Source organism: Pseudomonadota bacterium (assembly GCA_023229365.1).
In the GTDB taxonomy this organism is placed as follows: domain Bacteria; phylum Myxococcota_A; class Polyangia; order JAAYKL01; family JAAYKL01; genus JALNZK01.
On the sequence record JALNZK010000117.1, the window covers coordinates 1 to 16713 of the forward strand.

28 protein-coding genes and 1 pseudogene are annotated in these 16713 nt (G+C 53.0%); all 29 read right to left on the reverse strand.

The window, feature by feature from the left end:
* Window positions 1-98: 98 nt before the first annotated feature.
* On the reverse strand, window positions 99-569 hold the full coding sequence (locus tag M0R80_26085; GenBank protein ID MCK9463108.1) for a hypothetical protein: 471 nt from the start codon (window positions 567-569) through the stop codon (window positions 99-101).
* A gap of 170 nt (window positions 570-739) precedes the next feature.
* Entirely contained in the window at window positions 740-1357 is a 618-nt protein-coding gene (locus M0R80_26090; GenBank protein ID MCK9463109.1) for a hypothetical protein, read from the reverse strand.
* A gap of 686 nt (window positions 1358-2043) precedes the next feature.
* Entirely contained in the window at window positions 2044-2391 is a 348-nt protein-coding gene (locus M0R80_26095) for a hypothetical protein (GenBank protein ID MCK9463110.1), read from the reverse strand.
* A pseudogene (locus tag M0R80_26100) lies at window positions 2388-2579 on the reverse strand (DNA cytosine methyltransferase). Before M0R80_26100 ends, M0R80_26095 begins: the two are co-directional and overlap by 4 nt.
* A 92-nt stretch (window positions 2580-2671) precedes the next feature.
* Window positions 2672-2983: a hypothetical protein gene (locus tag M0R80_26105; GenBank protein MCK9463111.1), complete on the reverse strand. Its 312-nt coding sequence runs from the start codon at window positions 2981-2983 to the stop codon at window positions 2672-2674.
* Window positions 2980-3465, reverse strand: a complete 486-nt coding sequence (locus tag M0R80_26110) for a hypothetical protein (GenBank protein MCK9463112.1) — start codon at window positions 3463-3465, stop codon at window positions 2980-2982. The genes M0R80_26105 and M0R80_26110 overlap by 4 nt, the downstream gene beginning before the upstream one ends.
* Window positions 3462-3686: a hypothetical protein gene (locus tag M0R80_26115; GenBank protein ID MCK9463113.1), complete on the reverse strand. Its 225-nt coding sequence runs from the start codon at window positions 3684-3686 to the stop codon at window positions 3462-3464. The genes M0R80_26110 and M0R80_26115 overlap by 4 nt, the downstream gene beginning before the upstream one ends.
* A gap of 161 nt (window positions 3687-3847) precedes the next feature.
* Complete coding sequence (locus tag M0R80_26120; protein ID MCK9463114.1) at window positions 3848-4249, reverse strand: hypothetical protein; 402 nt, start codon at window positions 4247-4249, stop codon at window positions 3848-3850.
* A gap of 28 nt (window positions 4250-4277) precedes the next feature.
* The gene (locus M0R80_26125; GenBank protein MCK9463115.1) at window positions 4278-4445 is read right to left on the reverse strand and encodes a hypothetical protein; all 168 of its coding nucleotides are present in this window, start codon (window positions 4443-4445) and stop codon (window positions 4278-4280) included.
* Window positions 4446-4893: 448 nt separating this feature from the next.
* Complete coding sequence (locus M0R80_26130; protein MCK9463116.1) at window positions 4894-5052, reverse strand: hypothetical protein; 159 nt, start codon at window positions 5050-5052, stop codon at window positions 4894-4896.
* Window positions 5052-5354: a hypothetical protein gene (locus M0R80_26135; protein ID MCK9463117.1), complete on the reverse strand. Its 303-nt coding sequence runs from the start codon at window positions 5352-5354 to the stop codon at window positions 5052-5054. Before M0R80_26135 ends, M0R80_26130 begins: the two co-directional genes overlap by 1 nt.
* Window positions 5351-5743 (reverse strand): hypothetical protein, encoded by a 393-nt coding sequence (locus M0R80_26140; protein ID MCK9463118.1) that lies wholly within the window; start codon window positions 5741-5743, stop codon window positions 5351-5353. The genes M0R80_26135 and M0R80_26140 overlap by 4 nt, the downstream gene beginning before the upstream one ends.
* A 56-nt stretch (window positions 5744-5799) precedes the next feature.
* On the reverse strand, window positions 5800-6186 hold the full coding sequence (locus M0R80_26145) for a VRR-NUC domain-containing protein (protein MCK9463119.1): 387 nt from the start codon (window positions 6184-6186) through the stop codon (window positions 5800-5802).
* A gap of 53 nt (window positions 6187-6239) precedes the next feature.
* Window positions 6240-6425 carry a hypothetical protein gene (locus M0R80_26150; GenBank protein ID MCK9463120.1) on the reverse strand — a complete coding sequence of 62 codons (186 nt, stop codon included), beginning with the start codon at window positions 6423-6425 and terminating at the stop codon, window positions 6240-6242.
* Window positions 6422-6676: a hypothetical protein gene (locus tag M0R80_26155; GenBank protein ID MCK9463121.1), complete on the reverse strand. Its 255-nt coding sequence runs from the start codon at window positions 6674-6676 to the stop codon at window positions 6422-6424. Before M0R80_26155 ends, M0R80_26150 begins: the two co-directional genes overlap by 4 nt.
* A gap of 2 nt (window positions 6677-6678) precedes the next feature.
* Entirely contained in the window at window positions 6679-8001 is a 1323-nt protein-coding gene (locus M0R80_26160; GenBank protein MCK9463122.1) for a DNA cytosine methyltransferase, read from the reverse strand.
* Window positions 7998-8870 (reverse strand): site-specific DNA-methyltransferase, encoded by an 873-nt coding sequence (locus tag M0R80_26165; GenBank protein ID MCK9463123.1) that lies wholly within the window; start codon window positions 8868-8870, stop codon window positions 7998-8000. The genes M0R80_26160 and M0R80_26165 overlap by 4 nt, the downstream gene beginning before the upstream one ends.
* Window positions 8867-9253, reverse strand: coding sequence for an HNH endonuclease (locus tag M0R80_26170; protein MCK9463124.1), 387 nt, complete (start codon window positions 9251-9253; stop codon window positions 8867-8869). The genes M0R80_26165 and M0R80_26170 overlap by 4 nt, the downstream gene beginning before the upstream one ends.
* Window positions 9254-9294: 41 nt before the next feature.
* The gene (locus M0R80_26175; protein ID MCK9463125.1) at window positions 9295-10680 is read right to left on the reverse strand and encodes a helicase; all 1386 of its coding nucleotides are present in this window, start codon (window positions 10678-10680) and stop codon (window positions 9295-9297) included.
* Between the two features lie 1552 nt (window positions 10681-12232).
* The gene (locus tag M0R80_26180) at window positions 12233-12451 is read right to left on the reverse strand and encodes a hypothetical protein (GenBank protein ID MCK9463126.1); all 219 of its coding nucleotides are present in this window, start codon (window positions 12449-12451) and stop codon (window positions 12233-12235) included.
* Window positions 12452-12727: 276 nt separating this feature from the next.
* Window positions 12728-13036, reverse strand: coding sequence for a hypothetical protein (locus M0R80_26185; GenBank protein MCK9463127.1), 309 nt, complete (start codon window positions 13034-13036; stop codon window positions 12728-12730).
* A gap of 184 nt (window positions 13037-13220) precedes the next feature.
* A complete protein-coding gene (locus M0R80_26190; protein ID MCK9463128.1) occupies window positions 13221-13445 on the reverse strand; it encodes a hypothetical protein in 225 nt (74 codons plus the stop codon).
* Window positions 13442-13777, reverse strand: coding sequence for a hypothetical protein (locus M0R80_26195; protein ID MCK9463129.1), 336 nt, complete (start codon window positions 13775-13777; stop codon window positions 13442-13444). Before M0R80_26195 ends, M0R80_26190 begins: the two co-directional genes overlap by 4 nt.
* Entirely contained in the window at window positions 13774-14028 is a 255-nt protein-coding gene (locus M0R80_26200) for a hypothetical protein (GenBank protein ID MCK9463130.1), read from the reverse strand. Before M0R80_26200 ends, M0R80_26195 begins: the two co-directional genes overlap by 4 nt.
* Before the next feature lie 16 nt (window positions 14029-14044).
* Window positions 14045-15043 carry an ATP-binding protein gene (locus M0R80_26205; GenBank protein ID MCK9463131.1) on the reverse strand — a complete coding sequence of 333 codons (999 nt, stop codon included), beginning with the start codon at window positions 15041-15043 and terminating at the stop codon, window positions 14045-14047.
* A 3-nt stretch (window positions 15044-15046) separates the two neighbouring features.
* Window positions 15047-15586: a hypothetical protein gene (locus M0R80_26210; GenBank protein ID MCK9463132.1), complete on the reverse strand. Its 540-nt coding sequence runs from the start codon at window positions 15584-15586 to the stop codon at window positions 15047-15049.
* 258 nt (window positions 15587-15844) lie between these two features.
* Window positions 15845-16009, reverse strand: a complete 165-nt coding sequence (locus M0R80_26215) for a hypothetical protein (GenBank protein MCK9463133.1) — start codon at window positions 16007-16009, stop codon at window positions 15845-15847.
* 47 nt (window positions 16010-16056) lie between these two features.
* Window positions 16057-16362, reverse strand: a complete 306-nt coding sequence (locus M0R80_26220; protein MCK9463134.1) for a hypothetical protein — start codon at window positions 16360-16362, stop codon at window positions 16057-16059.
* Window positions 16362-16713, reverse strand: a 352-nt coding sequence (locus M0R80_26225; GenBank protein MCK9463135.1) for a hypothetical protein, incomplete at its 5' end; no start/stop codon positions are given. The genes M0R80_26225 and M0R80_26220, both read right to left, overlap by 1 nt.

Sequence of the window (16713 nt, forward strand, 5' to 3'; positions counted from 1 at the left end):
ATCGCGAGTTACCCGCTTTCAGATGTGTGGGAAGGACCCGTGAAAGTCTGTGAGGATGAATGGTTGTCTTGCTTGTTCGCGGGTCCGTGTGTGTCCGGTCATTGTTTATTTTCCTTTGCTCCACACCTTACGCATTGTTCCTGGTTATCTAAGACCAGATGTCCCGACGCCATACATTCTGGAGCTATTTCCTCAATGACTGAGTCTTCTTGTGATTGCCCTATGTTCTTGATACTAACTGCACTTGTCACATGTATCTCCTGTGTGAGTGGGTCACGCTTCACACTACCCATGAGTACAGTGTCGGGTGGGCAGTCAGGGCATTCGAGTACACGCTCCATACCACTTTGAACAGGACGGACAAGTGTTTGGTCTAGGGGATGGGATACACCAAGCGCAGGGTTAGAGAACATGATCTTCTTATCCTCGATTCCCCACATCGAACGCATGGTCACGTATTCGTCCATCATTTCCAATGCTCCCTTCCACCCTGGATAACCAAACAACTGCATGCACAAAGCGGTCTTCTTCGATAGGTCTAGGTCTTTCCAAGGCTCGTTGATCTCCACTGGGTACTCCTTAGGAATTGACGGAATCTCTTTGGAATCTCCACATCTCGTCGTACTTAACGGCTCATTCCCCTCTATGCGGACAGGAAAGTAACGTTTTCTCTCGTTGGCCGCTCCCGTCCATTCTGTCTCCCCAGGGTGTTGAGCGAGGGAGAGGTGTATCTGATGCCCTACTTCCTGGTTGCGATGGCCTTAGCCAGTTCTTCCCCGAAAAACCTTGTGTACTTCTTCTCGACGATGTCCTTGGCGTTGGCTGTGAATCCGAACATGGCCCTGATGGTGGCCTGTTTCCCGAAGGCGTATAGCAAACGGATGGGTCTCCGGGCATTCCCGGTACGTTGCCAGATGCCCGTCTTGCCGCTTGGCATGGTCTGGATGAACGTCCTGGCCCTGCCCAATAGGGCCTTCGGGCGCTTGCTCTTGGGGATGATGGAGGCTAGGTCCACGCCGATCTCCTCGCGTTGGGGGATGGCGATGTTCCTGCCTTTGGGCTTCTTGATTCCCCCGTATTCGTGTATTGCCCACCGCTCATCAGGCGAACCCACGCGGCCCACGAGGTTGCGCTTGTTCATGGAATCCACGTTAAACCCGGTGTCCCGGCTCGTCAAAAAGTTGCGCTTTCTGATGTTAAACCGTTCTTGCGCCAGCACTTCCACGGTGTTGGTTCGCACTTCCCACAAGAGCGCGTTTCCGGCTCGGCTAATGGCATAGGGTATCTGGTCTCGGAACTGCGACAAGTGCGCGATGTTCTTCGTGAGGTTTGGTATGCCTTCGACCGTTATTTGCATGTCTTTCCCCTTTCTAGCATCTTACACCTGATGCGACTTTTATAGTTCCAAGGTGGTTGAGGTTATGCCACGCCGCCACACCACACCCCGTAACCGGGGACAGGGTTACTTCTCGACCGGCTTGCACTCGCACCAGGTATCCGCTTCCCAGCAATAACTCGGGCGCTTACAGGTTTTCTTCTCTGCGTGAATCCCTTCGTGCGGGCATTTCAGGCACCGAGTCGTTCCACCTTGCTCGCACTTCATCATTCGTTTCCGCTTCGGCATCCCGTCCTCCCTTTCCCACTCGTGTTAGTCGCCCTGGTGGGCGTGGTATGCGGCACAGCGCTTGTAGTTGAAAAACACAAACCTTCGGTTTATTACCTCTGCCCATTCGAGAACCCCATTACTGTAACAATCATCTCACACCCCCTTCGCCCGATTTAGGGCGTCCCAGAGCGCTTGGGCCTTGGAATCAAATTCCCTATCCGGTATGTGTTTTTCTTCTCGCTTGTAGCATTCCTTGCACATATAAAGTTCAGATTCCATCCTAGACATACAAGCTGGTTTTCCACAAATACAGCACCTCGGAGCGACCTTCTCCGCCGCCTCCACCAGCGCCGAGAGGCGGGCGCGGACATCACACATTAGACACTGTCGGTTGAGTTCTCCCACTTGCTGGCTCACCGGAACGGGTCCTTTGTCACTCACGGCTTCGCCTCCTTAGAATAAATCCCTCCCGTATTTAGCGAGATTTGAAGCGCTGAATAAATGTCTCCATGCTTTCCACCACATTCGGGAAATATCAACTTACTCATAGCAAACGAGATGCCCTTCTCCAAACTATTTACCTTGGCCTTGAGCGCGGCCACCTCGGCGTCGCGGGAGGATACGCCTTCTATGAAACCAAAGTTAAGCAGGTAATCCGTATCGGCGTTTTCGTAGTCGCACCTATCAGCCCCGGGTCCGAACAGTGCCTCTTCAACGTCTTCGTTGCGTTCGCATTGCTCAATTTTTTCAAATCTGTACGGCCCATCGGCTTTCCCGTCGTTCATGACGCCCTCCAGTTGTTGACCATCTCTATGCGCTGCCCCAGCCACTGAACTACCGGTACCGCCATGCTGTTCCCCAGGGACTTGTATCTCGGACCGTCCTTGGCTGGCTTTCTGGGGTATGGGATCAGTGTGTAGTCGTCGGGAAATCCCTGAAGTCTCTCCCACTCGCGCGGCGTCAGCCGGCGCACGCATCCGTTATGGTATAGGTCTTGGTCTTGGTGCGTGTCCACGGTGAACGCCTTTTCTGGGGCCCCGATGCCGGAGCAAAAGGTAGCAAACTTCACAGCAGGACCCCCTGCGGCATGTTGAACCACGCGCGGTCATTGAACCATAGGGTTTCCGTTATCTCGCGCGCTCCGTCCGCCATGGCCTTGCGGCTCACCGAGTTCCATCCGTGGTACAGGTCGGCGTACAGGGCTGATGTGTACCCGCTCAGTACCACCAGGCCCTTCGCGTTTGCCACTGGCATCCCGATAGACACCGGCGCCGGTTCGCCCATCTCGCGCATGTGTTCCGCGAGTCCACACACCTCCATGAACAGGTGTTCCGATATGAACAGGCGTTGCACGTCTGGAACGGTTTTCGCGCTCATTCTTCGGGCTCCTGTCCTTCGTCCTGGCACTCCGAACCGAACCCGCACGGCCTCACGTCTTCCTGGTCCAGCAACCGGCACGCCTCGCGCATCTTTTGCGACCGGAAGTCCCACGACGGTCCCGAACGGCTCCCCTTGAAGGTTGTGTTGTGGTATCCACACAGGACTTGAAGGTTCTCGAATCCGTCCACGTTCTCCGGATGACTTGACCTAGGGACGATATGGTCCGCGCAGAGGTCGCCCATACACTTCTTGTCCTGCAACTGGAACCCCGCTTCGCACCGTGGCGATCCGTACAGTTCGACCTGCTTGGTGAACAGGATGGTCAATTTGTCCTTGAGTTCCATCGTCCGCTTCCTTTGCTTCTTGGACACCGGCTTCAACCTGGACCGATTCATCTCGTAGGGCTTGGCGTTCGGGTCGCGCTCCATCCCTATCCCCGTCTTCTTGTTCTTCGTGGGTCGGAAGGTGAGCGGGGTCATGGACGCTTCACCCACCAGGCGCGTAGGAAATACGCCGCCAACGCGAACCAAAGGGCAGGACCGCACACGATGACTCCGGTAAGCGCCACCGATAAGCCGTGTTCCTTGACCGTCTTGTGCGGGTCGGTGAACAACACCACCGAGAACGGCCCCGCGATGCTCCACGCCCCCAGGATGCACAGGACCGTCTCAAGGGTTGGTATATGTATTTCCAGAGTCATTTCTCGGCCTCCCAATCCTTTTCGGTTTTAATTCCGCCCTCTGCTCTTCGGGCGTCCCAGGGCAGGACCCGGTCGGCCACCACTCTCTGCATCTCTCGCAAACTTCACGCTTCATCTGCTCGTGCCACACCTTGACGTGATTCCGGCGGTTCTTCTTTCCTTCACCACTCTTTGGCATTCCAACCACCTCGACGCTTTACTGCTTTTTGCGCGTTCTCGCGTGCTTTCACCACGACCACCATCTTCTCGATCTCGGACGGATTCCTTTTTAACCTAGCCACTAACCGTCGAAGTTCCACGAGCTCATGGCAGATCGACGGCATGGTCGAGATGATCGCCAAAAGTTCCCCCGGCTGGAGACTCTGCACGTTGCAGGCGCTCTTGCCTATCCCGAGGATGTATTCTTCTGAAAACTTCGCCGGAACAGTGGGGGCCGATATCTTCTCGGCCACGAACCCCTTGTCCTTGAACAACCCGTACACGAACTGCACCGACACTCCAAACCGCTTCGCCGCCGCACCCTTGCCGTGGACATCGGAATACTCTTTGATCCGTGTCCTCATCTCGTCAGGGATGCGTTGGTTTTTCAATTTATTCGTCCCTCTCGGATTTCTCGCCTTCCCTGAATCCCCTGGCGAAACTCCTGGCCGCGATCCTTCGAGCCAGTTCAATGGCGAGTTTCGCGTCCTCCTCGGTCAGGCCCTCAATGTCCAGTACCAAGTGCGCAGCTTCCAGCAAGTCCTTCGGGTCCTGATTCATTCATCGTTCCTTTCGTTCCCCGGCTCCGCTTCCAACTCATCCGAGATGGCGGTGGACCGCTTCGACAGCTCTTTCCATGCGCTAGGGCTTAGAAAAAAGTTGGTGTGTTTATCCCAACATCCGCAGCATTTGGATCCGGTGACCCTGTACCCACTCCCACAAGTCATGGGGCCATCGTCCTCTTGGATCGAGATGGCCTTGAACTTATGCTGCGTGCATTCTAGGATCGAGAGAAAGTATCGCTTAGCCATTACATCCACCCTTTCCCGCTCGTGTTAGTCGCCCTGGTGGTCGTGATATCGGAACCAGCGCATCGGATCAAACCTCGACACTCCTTCGCCTGTGCCCCACGAATACTCGATGATGCACGTAGGAACCCAGTAAAAACCGTCCAGAAAAACAGGTTCGCGCGAGAAATCCCACGGTCCATCAAACGGACGATCTTCCATCACTCCACCTCTTTCTTAGTTGAATCTGCGTGGTCCTGCAGGAGCCCATTCGCAAACTGAACCATGTCGAATTGCCTGCGCTCCATCTGCTCCATGCGGATCGACTCGGCTTCCCTCGCACCCTCGCCCTTCAATTCAAGGTATTCGTACAGGTCCATCACTCCACCCCCTTCTCCCGGTTGATGGCGTCCACGACGGCCTTCACTTGCGGGCAATGCTCCTCGGTCTTTCCGCACCCGATTCGTTCGCATGTTTCGCAGTACTTCGATCTCAACACCTCCGCCGCCTCCACCAGCGCCGAGAGGAGGGCGCGGAGGTCGGCTATTTCCATGTGAGCGCGGAACACTATTTTTTCTTGAGTCCTGCAATACGAACGCAGGTTCTTTCGGTTCATCGTGCTGATTGAATCGGGCTCTTGGCTTGAGTTGCCGATTGCTCCGTCTCCTGGCTCTCCGTTCACGGCTTCACCTCCTGGGTCCCCTGGGGTTGGGTTTGGGCGATGGCTTTCCTCAGTTTTGTAATTCGATCCCCAAAAGTTTCATCCGTAATTCCTGGATACGGATTGTCGTTTTTCCATCTCCATGCTTCTACAATGTCCTCACATAGCTCCCGCAACCTCTCGTTCTCTTTGCGGAGCGCGTCCACCTCGGCGTCGCGCGAGTGCCATGCCGAATTAAGACAATGGCACTCTATTTCGGCCGCGACTCTCGTTCTTGGTTCTCTTTTCACACTATATTCCCACCCGTTAGGTCCGCACGTGATGAACCCAAAATCACGAGCATCACCGGGTTTTCTGTTTGGGTGCTTTTCAATTTTGTACGGCCCCTCTGCCGATTTCCCGTCGCTCATGACGCCCTCCGTTCCAAAATTTTACTTTCTTTTGCCAATTCAGTTAATGACGCCGGTCATAGACCGACCTTTTTGTACTCTGAAATAACTCGCACCGCCTCATCGAATCCTCTGCAAACGCAGGCGTAATACCCAGCCAGCTTCAACGCCTCGATCCATTCGGCCTGTTCCTGCGACGTAACTCCCCCGCGCTCTCGCTTCATCTCAATAAACAGCCCCAGGAAAATTCCGTGCCGACCAGGTATAAACAGGTCGGGAACTCCGCTGGACCGTCCCTCGGTCCTGAAATGGTTAACCGCTCCGTAGGACATTTTCCCGGTGTTAGGAATGGCGAAAATGGACTTGGGTCCGTACTGCGCTCGGCACCACGAGACAACTCGGGATTGCTCGACGTGTTCCGTTGGGCAAACCGTATTCTTGCCTTTCCCGCCGATCTTTTCCACGACGTTGGAGGCTCGGGGAGCGGTCGGGGAATATAGGCGACCTAGTGCGCGTTTCATTTTTCATCCTTAAAAACCGGTTTAAATGTTATTGAATATTTTTCAATGGCTTGTCCTATATCATTAGTTACGTCAAATTTTTCTCCAGTTATTACTACATGGTCACCTATGATTTTATAACGGTCGGATGCATAAAACCTTTGTCCCAACTCACTCCAAAAAACTTTGATTGGTTTTTTCATTTCAGTAGCTCCCCCAGTCTGCGAAGTTTTTCCTTCTTCCAATCGTCTATCTTCTCGTTGCCCCAATACTCCCTCATCTGCGCGATCATGATTTCAACGTCTGCAATCTCCTCAAGAAAGTTCGGAATCGCGTCACCCTTGCGCCTCTTGACCTTGTTCACGGCCACGATCAACTCGGCGCACTCCTCCTGGAGCATGTCCATCTGCGATTCTATCCCCCAACGGTCCAAAGCTGATTTTAGGAGTTTCATTTTTATACATTCCTCCAGTTGTTGACCATCTCTATGCGCTGCCCCAGCCATTCAACCACCGGTACCGCCATGCTGTTCCCCAGCGCCTTGTAGCGCGGCCCGTCCTTGGCTGGATTTCTGGGGTACGGGATCAGCGTGTAGTCGTCGGGGAATCCCTGAAGTCTCTCGCACTCGCGCGGCGTCAGCCGGCGCACCATACCCATCGCCGCCGCATCGTCAGCCATTCGCCCGGGCCCTTGGTTTGGCATCGCGCGCAGGGTGGGGGCCACCAACGGCACTCCGCGCCCCGTCCCGTCCTCGCTCCCGTCGTATCGGGCCTTTAGACTGTGGCACACCATCGTTTCTGATTCGGCGTCGTATCTTTTGGATGGATGGGCATTCAACGTCATCGCCACATGCGGCACGGTGTTGGCCGAAACCCCGTGGTGGTGGGATTGAAGGGTCTGGGTAGTTTCGCGCTCAATTCCGTTCCGCATGTCGAATGCAACGTGTAGAGAACTCCCCTTAGACATAGTTCCGGCCGGAATACCGGGCTCGGCTTTTGAACGGTTGGTTTTGCTGGTTATTTGGGCCGCATCAAACGCCACTACCGGGTCTTGCCCTCGCGTTTCTCCGGCACGCTCGAACCCTCGGCCACTTGCTCCAATGCACGGCGCAGTGTCGTGGGTAGCTCCTTGCCCCGGCGCGCGGCTCGGCGGAGGATTCCCCGACAGGCTGTGGCGCTCAAAAAGTACGGCAGCAGGTAGGTTAAAAAATCCTCTTCTGTTTTGAATCTGGCCCTTGTGCGCGGGTCGTCCCACGTCTCCAAGATGTCCGACAACGAACACACGACGGCGCCGCTGTGGTACTCCAAAGTATTGAGCGTCCAGCACTCGGTAGGCCCACCCATACCCGAGTTGTGCCAGCCCTCCGAGGAAGGCTCCAAAAGCCCGTCCTCCGTCAACCGACAGGACGCCGGGGACGTTCTCCCAGACCACCCAACTGGGGCGCATTCGGTCAATAGCCGCAAGATAGACGAGGGCCAGGTTACCACGCGGGTCATCCAGTCCTTTTCGGAGTCCTGCAACGCTGAAGGATTGACAGGGTGTTCCTCCGCAAAGCAAGTCAACTGATCCTGGTCCATATCCCCACTCCTTGAAATTGTTCATGTCCCCGTGGTTGGGCACGCCCGGGTAGTGGTGCTTCATCACCGCGCACGGGAACGGCTCAATCTCGGAGGAGAACACCTGTTCCCACCCCAAACCCTTCCACGCCTTTTCCGGGGCCCCGATGCCGGAGCAAAATGTCGCAAACTTCACAGCAGGACCCCCTGCGGAATTATTCATTCGATCTCCATTTGCGCGGGGTCTTCAACTTGTTCCAGGTTTCGCTTTGCTTGTTCGTAGTACGATTTCTTTAATTCTACGCCTACAAATTTTCGCCCTTCCTGCAATGCGACGTAACCCTCTGAACCGATCCCGGCGAACGGGCTAAGGACTGTATCTCCCGGATTCGTCCATAGTTTCAACGCCCTCCGAATGACTTGAAGTTGTAACGGGCAGATGTGTTTTTCGTCTTCATTCTCCCGAGCGCTCCGATACTGCAAAGTATCCGACGGGTTAATGTCGCTCCAGATCGGAGAGGCGTATTGTTGCCAAAGCGACACGGGAAATTCTTCGGGAGTGTGGGAAATCCGCTCCGTGTTATCTCCCGGTTTTCTCATCGTGATGAGATAGTCCGGTATGCCTTGTCGGCTCATGCTTGAATCCTTGCGAATGGTCTTGTGCAATAAACCAAGCGCCTTTGTTCTCTGCATTGCCGTAACTGGATCTTTCCAGATGACTACCTCGGAATGGTGGATGAATCCAGCATCCACAAACTGACGGATTAGTTCTCCCCGGAAGTCTCGCAACCCTATAAACCCATCGTTCTGCTTTGAGGTTGGGAGCAACATACAGTGGAAAGACAAAAGCCTTCCGGGCTTTGTCACTCGGTAAAGCTCCGGTACCAAATGCCGGAAGTGCTCCGAAAACTCACCCATGTCTTTGCAATTACCCATGTCCCTGGCGCTTGCGCTGTAGGTGTAAAGGGACGCGAATGGAGGGCTGAAAATCGTATAATGGATACTCGCGTCAGGAAGTCCTTTTACTACGTCCATGCAATCCGCTTGATATATTACAAACCTCTTTGATTCGAATTGATCCAAGACTTTCATGATTTTGCCTTTCGGTGGTAACACTTACCGCATTTGTATCCAGGTTTTATTTTTTTCAATAAAGCCGGGACATACCATCTTTCTTTACCGCATGAAGAGCAAATAGCATACCCTCCCTTTCCATGCGCTCTATTGTGGCTTCTTCTTGTTTCTAGAGATAAATTCTCAGGTCTGTTATCCGATTTGTTTTCGTTCTTGTGATGCACAATTTCATCAGGCCTTAGTTTTCTTCCGATTTTTTCTTCCATAACGACTCTATGCTCTCTTCTATTTATATTTTCTCCCCAAATCTTAGAAGAAAGAATTACGTATCCGTTTGCATCTATTGATTTTCCAGTTAAGAAGTTTGGGTGTTTCTTCCCAATTATTTTACGCTTGTTCATTTTTTTACCTCACTTGTTATGGCATTATACATGATATTAAATCATGCGTCCACCCCAATCCATTCAGGAATAAACATTTCGACTTTTGGCTGGTAGTCGTTCCACTCTTTTGATGATCCTCGAATCTCTTGCATCAACTGCTCTTTAACCATGCCCACCATTTCCTCGGCCATGTGCGTTGCGTCGGCTTCCTTTCGTTTGAAATTTTCCATGATGGCCGTTTCCGTTTCGGCGCAGATAACATAAACATCCACGGGTTTCTTTTGCCCAAACCTCCAGCAACGACGTATAGCTTGGTAGGTCTGTTCGTAGCTGTGGGATGCACCCATGAAAATCATTCGGTTGCACTTCTGCCAGTTCATGCCAAAACCGCAAATCGAAACCTTGGAAACCAACACACGAATATCCCCGTTGGTGAAACCAAGTAAGCGCTCTTTCTTTTCGTCCAGCGAATCCGAACCCTTGACCTGAACAGAGTCCTTAATGGCATTTTCTACGGCGTCGGCCTCATCATTCAATTCACACCAAACCAAGCACGTCCCTTTCTGGTTGGCAATTTCAGCGGCTATTTTCACGCGCTGATCCGCCGTGGCCTTGCGTGTCGCCCTTTGGTCCGATAGTGTTTTAACGTCAGGAGCAAAAAGAAAACCCTCTTTCCAAAAATCCCGATGATCCACTTCGATAATTCGAGTGTGGATGTTCAATGCGGGAAGATTAAATCCTTCATCGGAATAACCAAGGTCGGAAGGACGCTTCAACATGGCACCCCAAGAAGCCACCCAACGCCAGAACGGTTTCACCGCATGACCTTTTAAACGCCAGTCTTGGGTGTTATCCATGTCATGTACGAAGTATTCCGCCAGCATTTCGGTTCTTGTTTTCACGCCCAAAAATTCTGAGTGGTTACCAAGCTCCGTATAATCGTTGGGTGATGGCGTTGCCGTACACGCCAAACGATAAGGGGTAATTTGAAACGCCTCGATGAGCGCATTTCTTGTTCTACCCGAATATGATTTTAGGATCGAGGACTCATCCAAAACCACCCCAACAAAATCCTTCGGGTTGAAGTGTTCAAGCATTTCATAGTTCGTAATTGTTATTAAGTGGCCTTCATCCTTTCGGCAGTATGTGATGTGAATATCTAGTTTTTCTTTTGATTCCCTTACGGTCTGCTCTGCCACCGCCAACGGAGCCAAAATCAAAACTCGACCAAACCTGGAAACGTGTTTTGCCCATTCGGCCTGCATAAGTGTCTTTCCAAGTCCGGTATCGGCAAACAAAGCAGAACGTCCCTTCCTCAAAGACCAACGAACCAAGTCAGCCTGATATTCAAATAGAATTTTATTTATGTACTTCACTTCTATTCCATCAACGGAGTTAGTCTTGCTTTTGGATTCAATAAATTCTTGGTAGTTCACTTCATCCATCCTTTTAAAATCAGGAAGTAGTATTTCCAAACCGATATGCGTTTATGTGTACAAACCGTGACCCAATCTGGATGCGATAGATAATCGGGGTCGTGCATGTAATATTCCACTTTTTTCACGCATTCCCCCACGTTATAGCCCGAGACCTTTTCTCGCTTAGTTCGCAAGCCCTGCACTTCCCCTTGACCCACTTTTTGTGTGTTGGGCACATGTGGTACCCGTTCAGTTTTGCGACCTTCTCCTTGCGTCTCGCAAGGGATTTCATCGAATCGTAGGCGTTCACAGTTCAGTCTCCCTGATGCGAGTGGTACTTGGCCCATCGCTTTTGATCGAAAATCATCTGTTCCAACTTATGCAAGTCTCCGCCTTGGTGAATCGAGTAAAACATGTGGACCTTGCCGTCTGACAGTACGGCAGGCTCAAAAACCTCCGTTATTTCGTCGAGAGTTTTACGCATTTTTTGCCACCTTATTCATCTCACAGACTGGACACCCATCGACGTGCCGTCCTTCGTGTTTGCCTTTGATGTGATCGATGGTCATTGGATCGGGGCCAGGGCCCCCTACCACCAGTTTATCGTTCTCGACCAAAGGTAGGTATGTCTGTCTGTCTGTTGGTCTGTATGTATGTAGTGCAAGACCATTGCAAGTTGCTTGCAAGTCACTTGCAAGTGGTCCGTTTACCGTTCCACCCTGAAACTCGAATTGTCTACGTTGGGACCTAAGTGTCTGGGCCCACTCTTTATTTCTGGTGGCGTTGTCCATCTTGTAAAAAATCAAATCCGCCCCGAATCGGTATGGTGGGTTGGCGTCCCGGTCGAAAACGTGGAAAGGACGGCCATTAATGCTCTCGTACTCCAGTTCACACCCCATATGCAGTATCCCGGCTACACGGTCGGGAGGTATGGCCGTGTCAGCCGCCAGCAGATCAATCGGATCGTACAGCCTACATGATGCGTCTCCGTTTTCCAGACGGCTGGCAATCTGCGCCCAGGCGTATAGCACTAGGTCGCGTCCTTGGTTTTGATATTTGGCGAATAAGGCTCGGATTGCCGGCCTCCGATAAAAATCCGAGTCGAGTTGAAACCATTTCATGCGTCCTCCACTTGATCGAGAAACAAAAAGCCGTGTCCCGGCACCTGGCATTGTTCGTTGTCGCGGCCCTCGGTGGGCTGGGAATATGGGCCGAAACCCATCCCTACGAACAATGCCATGCGTTGAAACACGGCTCTAATCGATCCCCGCGACAGGGCTATGCATCCCTTTTATCTCAACGTGTCGTGTATGTCAATTTCAAAACTTGTGGCAAGCCCGCGTGGTCCTCGATGTCCCGGCGGGAAGCGCGTGGTCAGAAACGAAATCCGGTAGGTTTCTTTTACGCAACTGTCGGCGCAAAAATTCACCGTGCCCAGGATGGTCGGCGCACCCACAGCAACGGTTTGGATTCCCAAAGATGACCGTTTTCAGGTGTTGACGATAATCACCCATGTGCAGCCGGATCCCGCAATGCGGACACTTTTTCCACGTCATGTTGGGCGAGAGTCGTACCAGGGTCACTTTGTCGCCTCGTCGGCCAAAACCAGCGTCTGAAGCAAGGTCCGGCCGCTTTCCTGAAACTCACGCCCCGAAATGGTTACACCCTCGACGAGGAACTTTTCTCCCTGCGCGCAATTCAGCGTTGTGAGGCTGAACAACTCGCAACGTGAAATGATGCGTTCAAGCATGGATTCCTCGATGCGCTGCTTGGTGGTTTTTTCTTGGTTTACGCTCATTTTTTCATTTCCTTTCGTTCTCCGGCTCCGAGGTGTGGTGGGTGCCGCTATTTCAAGACGGCTATGCCTCTAGTAAGATTCCATCTGGTGTGTCCTGCCCCAAAAGCCACTTCAGGGGCTTATCTGGTACCACCGCCAGAACCCGAGGCGCTCTGCACGTTTCAACCCCTGATGATAGAGTTGAAACCGGCATCACTATTGCGGGCGCTCATCAACGCCGCATCTGTCGCGTGTCCTTCCACGCCGACCCACTACACCACGCAACCGGGGACTTGGTTAATCGTTGTGGAAACCTTTGCAGTCACACTCTTCGTACTCATCACCATCGCATTCCCTGCCTTCGTCGTGTTCACCATGCGCCCAATCGGGATGTCCGCATTCGCATATTTCTGGCGCAGGGCCGCATAGGTCACAACCGTTTTCTTTGTAACCTGGCAGGTAGTGGTCGCAGTGCCAGTGATAATCGCCCATTCCGTGCCCCGGCTTACCCGGTTTCCCCGAAAGACTCGAAAGCACGCCGTCCTCATCAATAATCTCCGGCTCTTCTCCTCGCTCGCATCCAGGACACCCTGGTATCTTGCTCATCTTTATGCTCCTTTTGTTAAATGGTTCCACGAACTTGATTTAGTCGCCCTGGTGGTCGTGGTATCGGAACCACCACATCGGTTCGAACGTTAAAAATGCCGTTTTGCACAATTCAAGTTCGACGGTCCAATACCAAACAACCCAAACCTTTTTCTGCTCATCGTAGTGTCCTGTACATCCCACCTCACACCCCCTTCGCCCTGTTTATGGCGTCCACGACGGCCTTCACTTGCGGGCAATGCTCCTCGGTCTTTCCGCACCCGATTCGTTCGCATGTTTCGCAGTACTTCGATCTCAATACCTCCGCCGCATCCACCAGCGCCGAGAGGCGGTCGCGTGGATCGGCCAACGGGCACGGAACGTACTCTCCAACCGAATCGTGTGTGTATCTTTGGCAGGGTTCGCTCACGGCTTCACCTCCTGGGGTTGGGCGAGGGCGAGTTGTAGTGTAATGCAATAGCGTTGTAGTTCTTCGGGAACGGTTCCAATATCCGAATGGTCGGAGATATACGCAATCGCGTTAAGCAAGTCGGACCCTGCGGCTTTAATTCTCTCGTTCTCCTGGCGGAGCGCGTCCACCTCGGCGTCGCGGGAATGCCAGGCGGCATTAAGGTGTTCAACGCCGATGTTTTCAGCGTTGACCTTTACCTTCGGTCCAACGACGTATGAAACATCAAAATCAAAACATGGAGCCGGTTCGACCCTATTTAAATACGGCCCATCGGCTTTCCCGTCGCTCATGATTTCCTCCCCGAGCAAATCCTTCGGAACCTTCTCGCCTCGGCTCTCGGGTTGGTCAGGTAGTACCGGCGAACCCGCGCACCTTTGTACGTCTCGAACCAGCCCTTTTCCACTCTGAATCCCTCGGCCATGATCTCGCGTATGCGCTCCGACAGCCGGAACGTTCCGCAATTGGACAGGGCGCTCAACGGTGTAATTCCGTTCGGTTCAAACATCATGTAGTTCAGCACCTTGGCGGTCTGTGGCTTCATGAATTTTCCTTTGTTTTCATCCGAATTTTATGCTCGGGTCGGACAACTGTTCGGGCGTCGTCGTAATGTCCAGAGCCAACTCGTGGCGGATTGCCTCAATATCCCACCCCTTGGACTCGCACCATGAGATAGCTGCATTTTGTTTCATGTTCCTAGACCGAAGAGCCGAAAGAATTTCTTCTCCCAAGTTCAAGAGTTTTTTTACGTCGTCTTGCGTCTTCTCAAATGCGGTTTTTGTCTTTCCTTCATGGGCCGGTATATTATCTTTTTGAGACGGAACAGGAGACGGCTTTGGAAGCTGAACCTCTCCAGATTCCAGCCACGTTCGAAGTTGCACCCCGGTTTCTTCGCACGGTTTAAAAATCTTTCCGTCAAATAATCCAGTTCGGTCCTTTGAAACCTCGGCCGTGTGGTTCATTGCCATGTCAATGACGGTCGTGAATTCGTACTCCATTCCGTCTCGCTGGATGGGAGACATTCCGACTTTTTTTGGAACCTGTTTTCCATCCTTGTCTTGCAGGATGTACTCCTGTTTTGATCTCATTGTAGCGATGACATGGATGTCGGCTTGAAGAAGCGCCTCTTTGAACGCTTCGTGTTGTTTGGTGATGGTGGCCCAGTTGGTGTAAGTGTTTCCCCTGCCGCGTTGGTCCAGGAGTTCCTTTTGGTCCAATAGTCCACCAGATCCAGCCCACTCATGAGTTAGGCTGTCGATCACCACGACCGAATAGCCGTCAGACACGGCTTCGTCCAGGGCCTTTTTGTACTTTTCGACCGTGAACGGTGCTTCGATTTCGCATGTGTCGAAATCCAAATTGACCGTTTTACCTTCGACAACAAACGGTCCAGCGTAAAGCGAAGCGGACCTATTTTCCGTGTCCACCACGGCAATCTTTCCTCCGTTCGCCAAACCCTTCGCGATGAGTAGAGCCGAAAGGGTTTTTCCCGAGCCCGATGGTCCGGTAACAGCGGCTTTTAATTTGGCCTGACGTTTGACGGCTTTTTGAAATGTCATGCGTTACTCCTTGACTTTGATCTCGACGGTCTTGGGTTGTGGATCGTATGTTTTCAGGATGAGGTCGGCCACGGGCCCGGGGATGGTCCTCCACTTGTTGACCCCTACTTTTTTGATGTTCGGGATTTCTTCGATGATTTCGTTTCTAGCTTCGGGGTATTCCAACAGCGCGTTGGCGAACGCCTCGACCTCTCCTTTGCTCAGCGTCTTGTCTTTTAGTCCGGACGGCAGCTCCACGGTAACGCCAGGTACTTCGGTTGGAATGTTCACCACTTTGGACGGATCAGGTCTCGCCGAAACGGCGGCGGCAGTCATGAGCACGTCCAATTCTCGCTTGAGGGCCGACAACTTTTTGATGGCCTCCACCAGATGAGCGTACGCCGTGGCCTTCGACTCCAGCGTAGGAAGAGCAAGGAACGCGTCCCTTCCTCGGATAGTGACAACCTCTCCGGTCTCAACGATGGTAATCTGATATTCGGCGTCTCGTACAATGGGCGATTGAGGCCCATCCGGCACAACGGCCGAAACTTTTTTCTTTGACACGTTATTACTCCTTTATTTTCCGAAAACCACGCGGCCAAACACTAGCACCCAAATCAACGCGGCGTAGATGATGGCCCTCATAGTCACTCCCGCTCGATGATGGTGTAGTCCTCGGGGTCGTATCCCGTGAGTTCAAGGCGTCGTTTGATGAAATCTTTCGCGCTTTTTCGCGTGGGGAATTCGTCTACGTATGTGGACGATGGTATGGGCCCTTCCGTGTTTTCGAAAAGTATGCTCACGTAATGGACCTCGTATCGTTTACCCACAGTTATCCTCGAGCATTTCTTTTTGCCTCACGAGTATCTTTTCCACCATGCGGACCGTATCCAGCGCGTCATGGACTGATCCATATTTCAGTTCGTTTTCCGCATGGCGCAAAAGCGACTTTGCAACGTCTAGACGCTCTGCGTATTCGTCGGTCATGGGTTGTCCGCCTCGCGCATTTTTTCAGCCTCGGCCCTGCTTCGCTTTTACTCATCGTATTCATTCGCCACAGACTTTTCATGCTCCTCAGCATCAGTCCGCGCCGGTTCGCACTTCCACGCCTCGGAAAACGTGCGTCCCTCACCGGTCCAATACTCCTTCCCATGCTGGTAGTACCCCACTCGGCACTGGATGGACGGGAGGAGTGGGGGAAGGTCCAACCCTTCGCCACCCACGTCTACGATGCCGATTTTAGCGTTGAGGCCTTCACCGTCCCCGTATACGTCCATGGCACGGTCCAGGGCATCCTTGATGTCCCCGATGTCAGGCAGTTCGCGCACACACTTACGCATTATTGGACCTCCACGAATTTATGCTCTTTGTTGAGCACGTATTTGGTCTTGGGTTTAATTCCGTCTTCGCCTACGTAACCCACCGTCACCCGGAACCTTTCGGCCGTCTCGTCCCACCACTTGATGATGATGGTGCCTTTGTCTCCGGCCTCCGCGCAGTGGAATGACAGAGCCGTGCCCTCTCTGCCCGTGGCCGAGGCGCTGCCCTTGTAGCCCGTGGCCGAGGCGCTGCCCTGGATGCCCGTGGCCGAGGCGCTGCCCTGGTCGCCCGTGGCCGAGGCGCTGCCCTGGTCGCCCGTGGCCGAGGCGCTGCCCTGGATGCCCGTGGCCGAGGCGCTGCCCTGGTCGCCC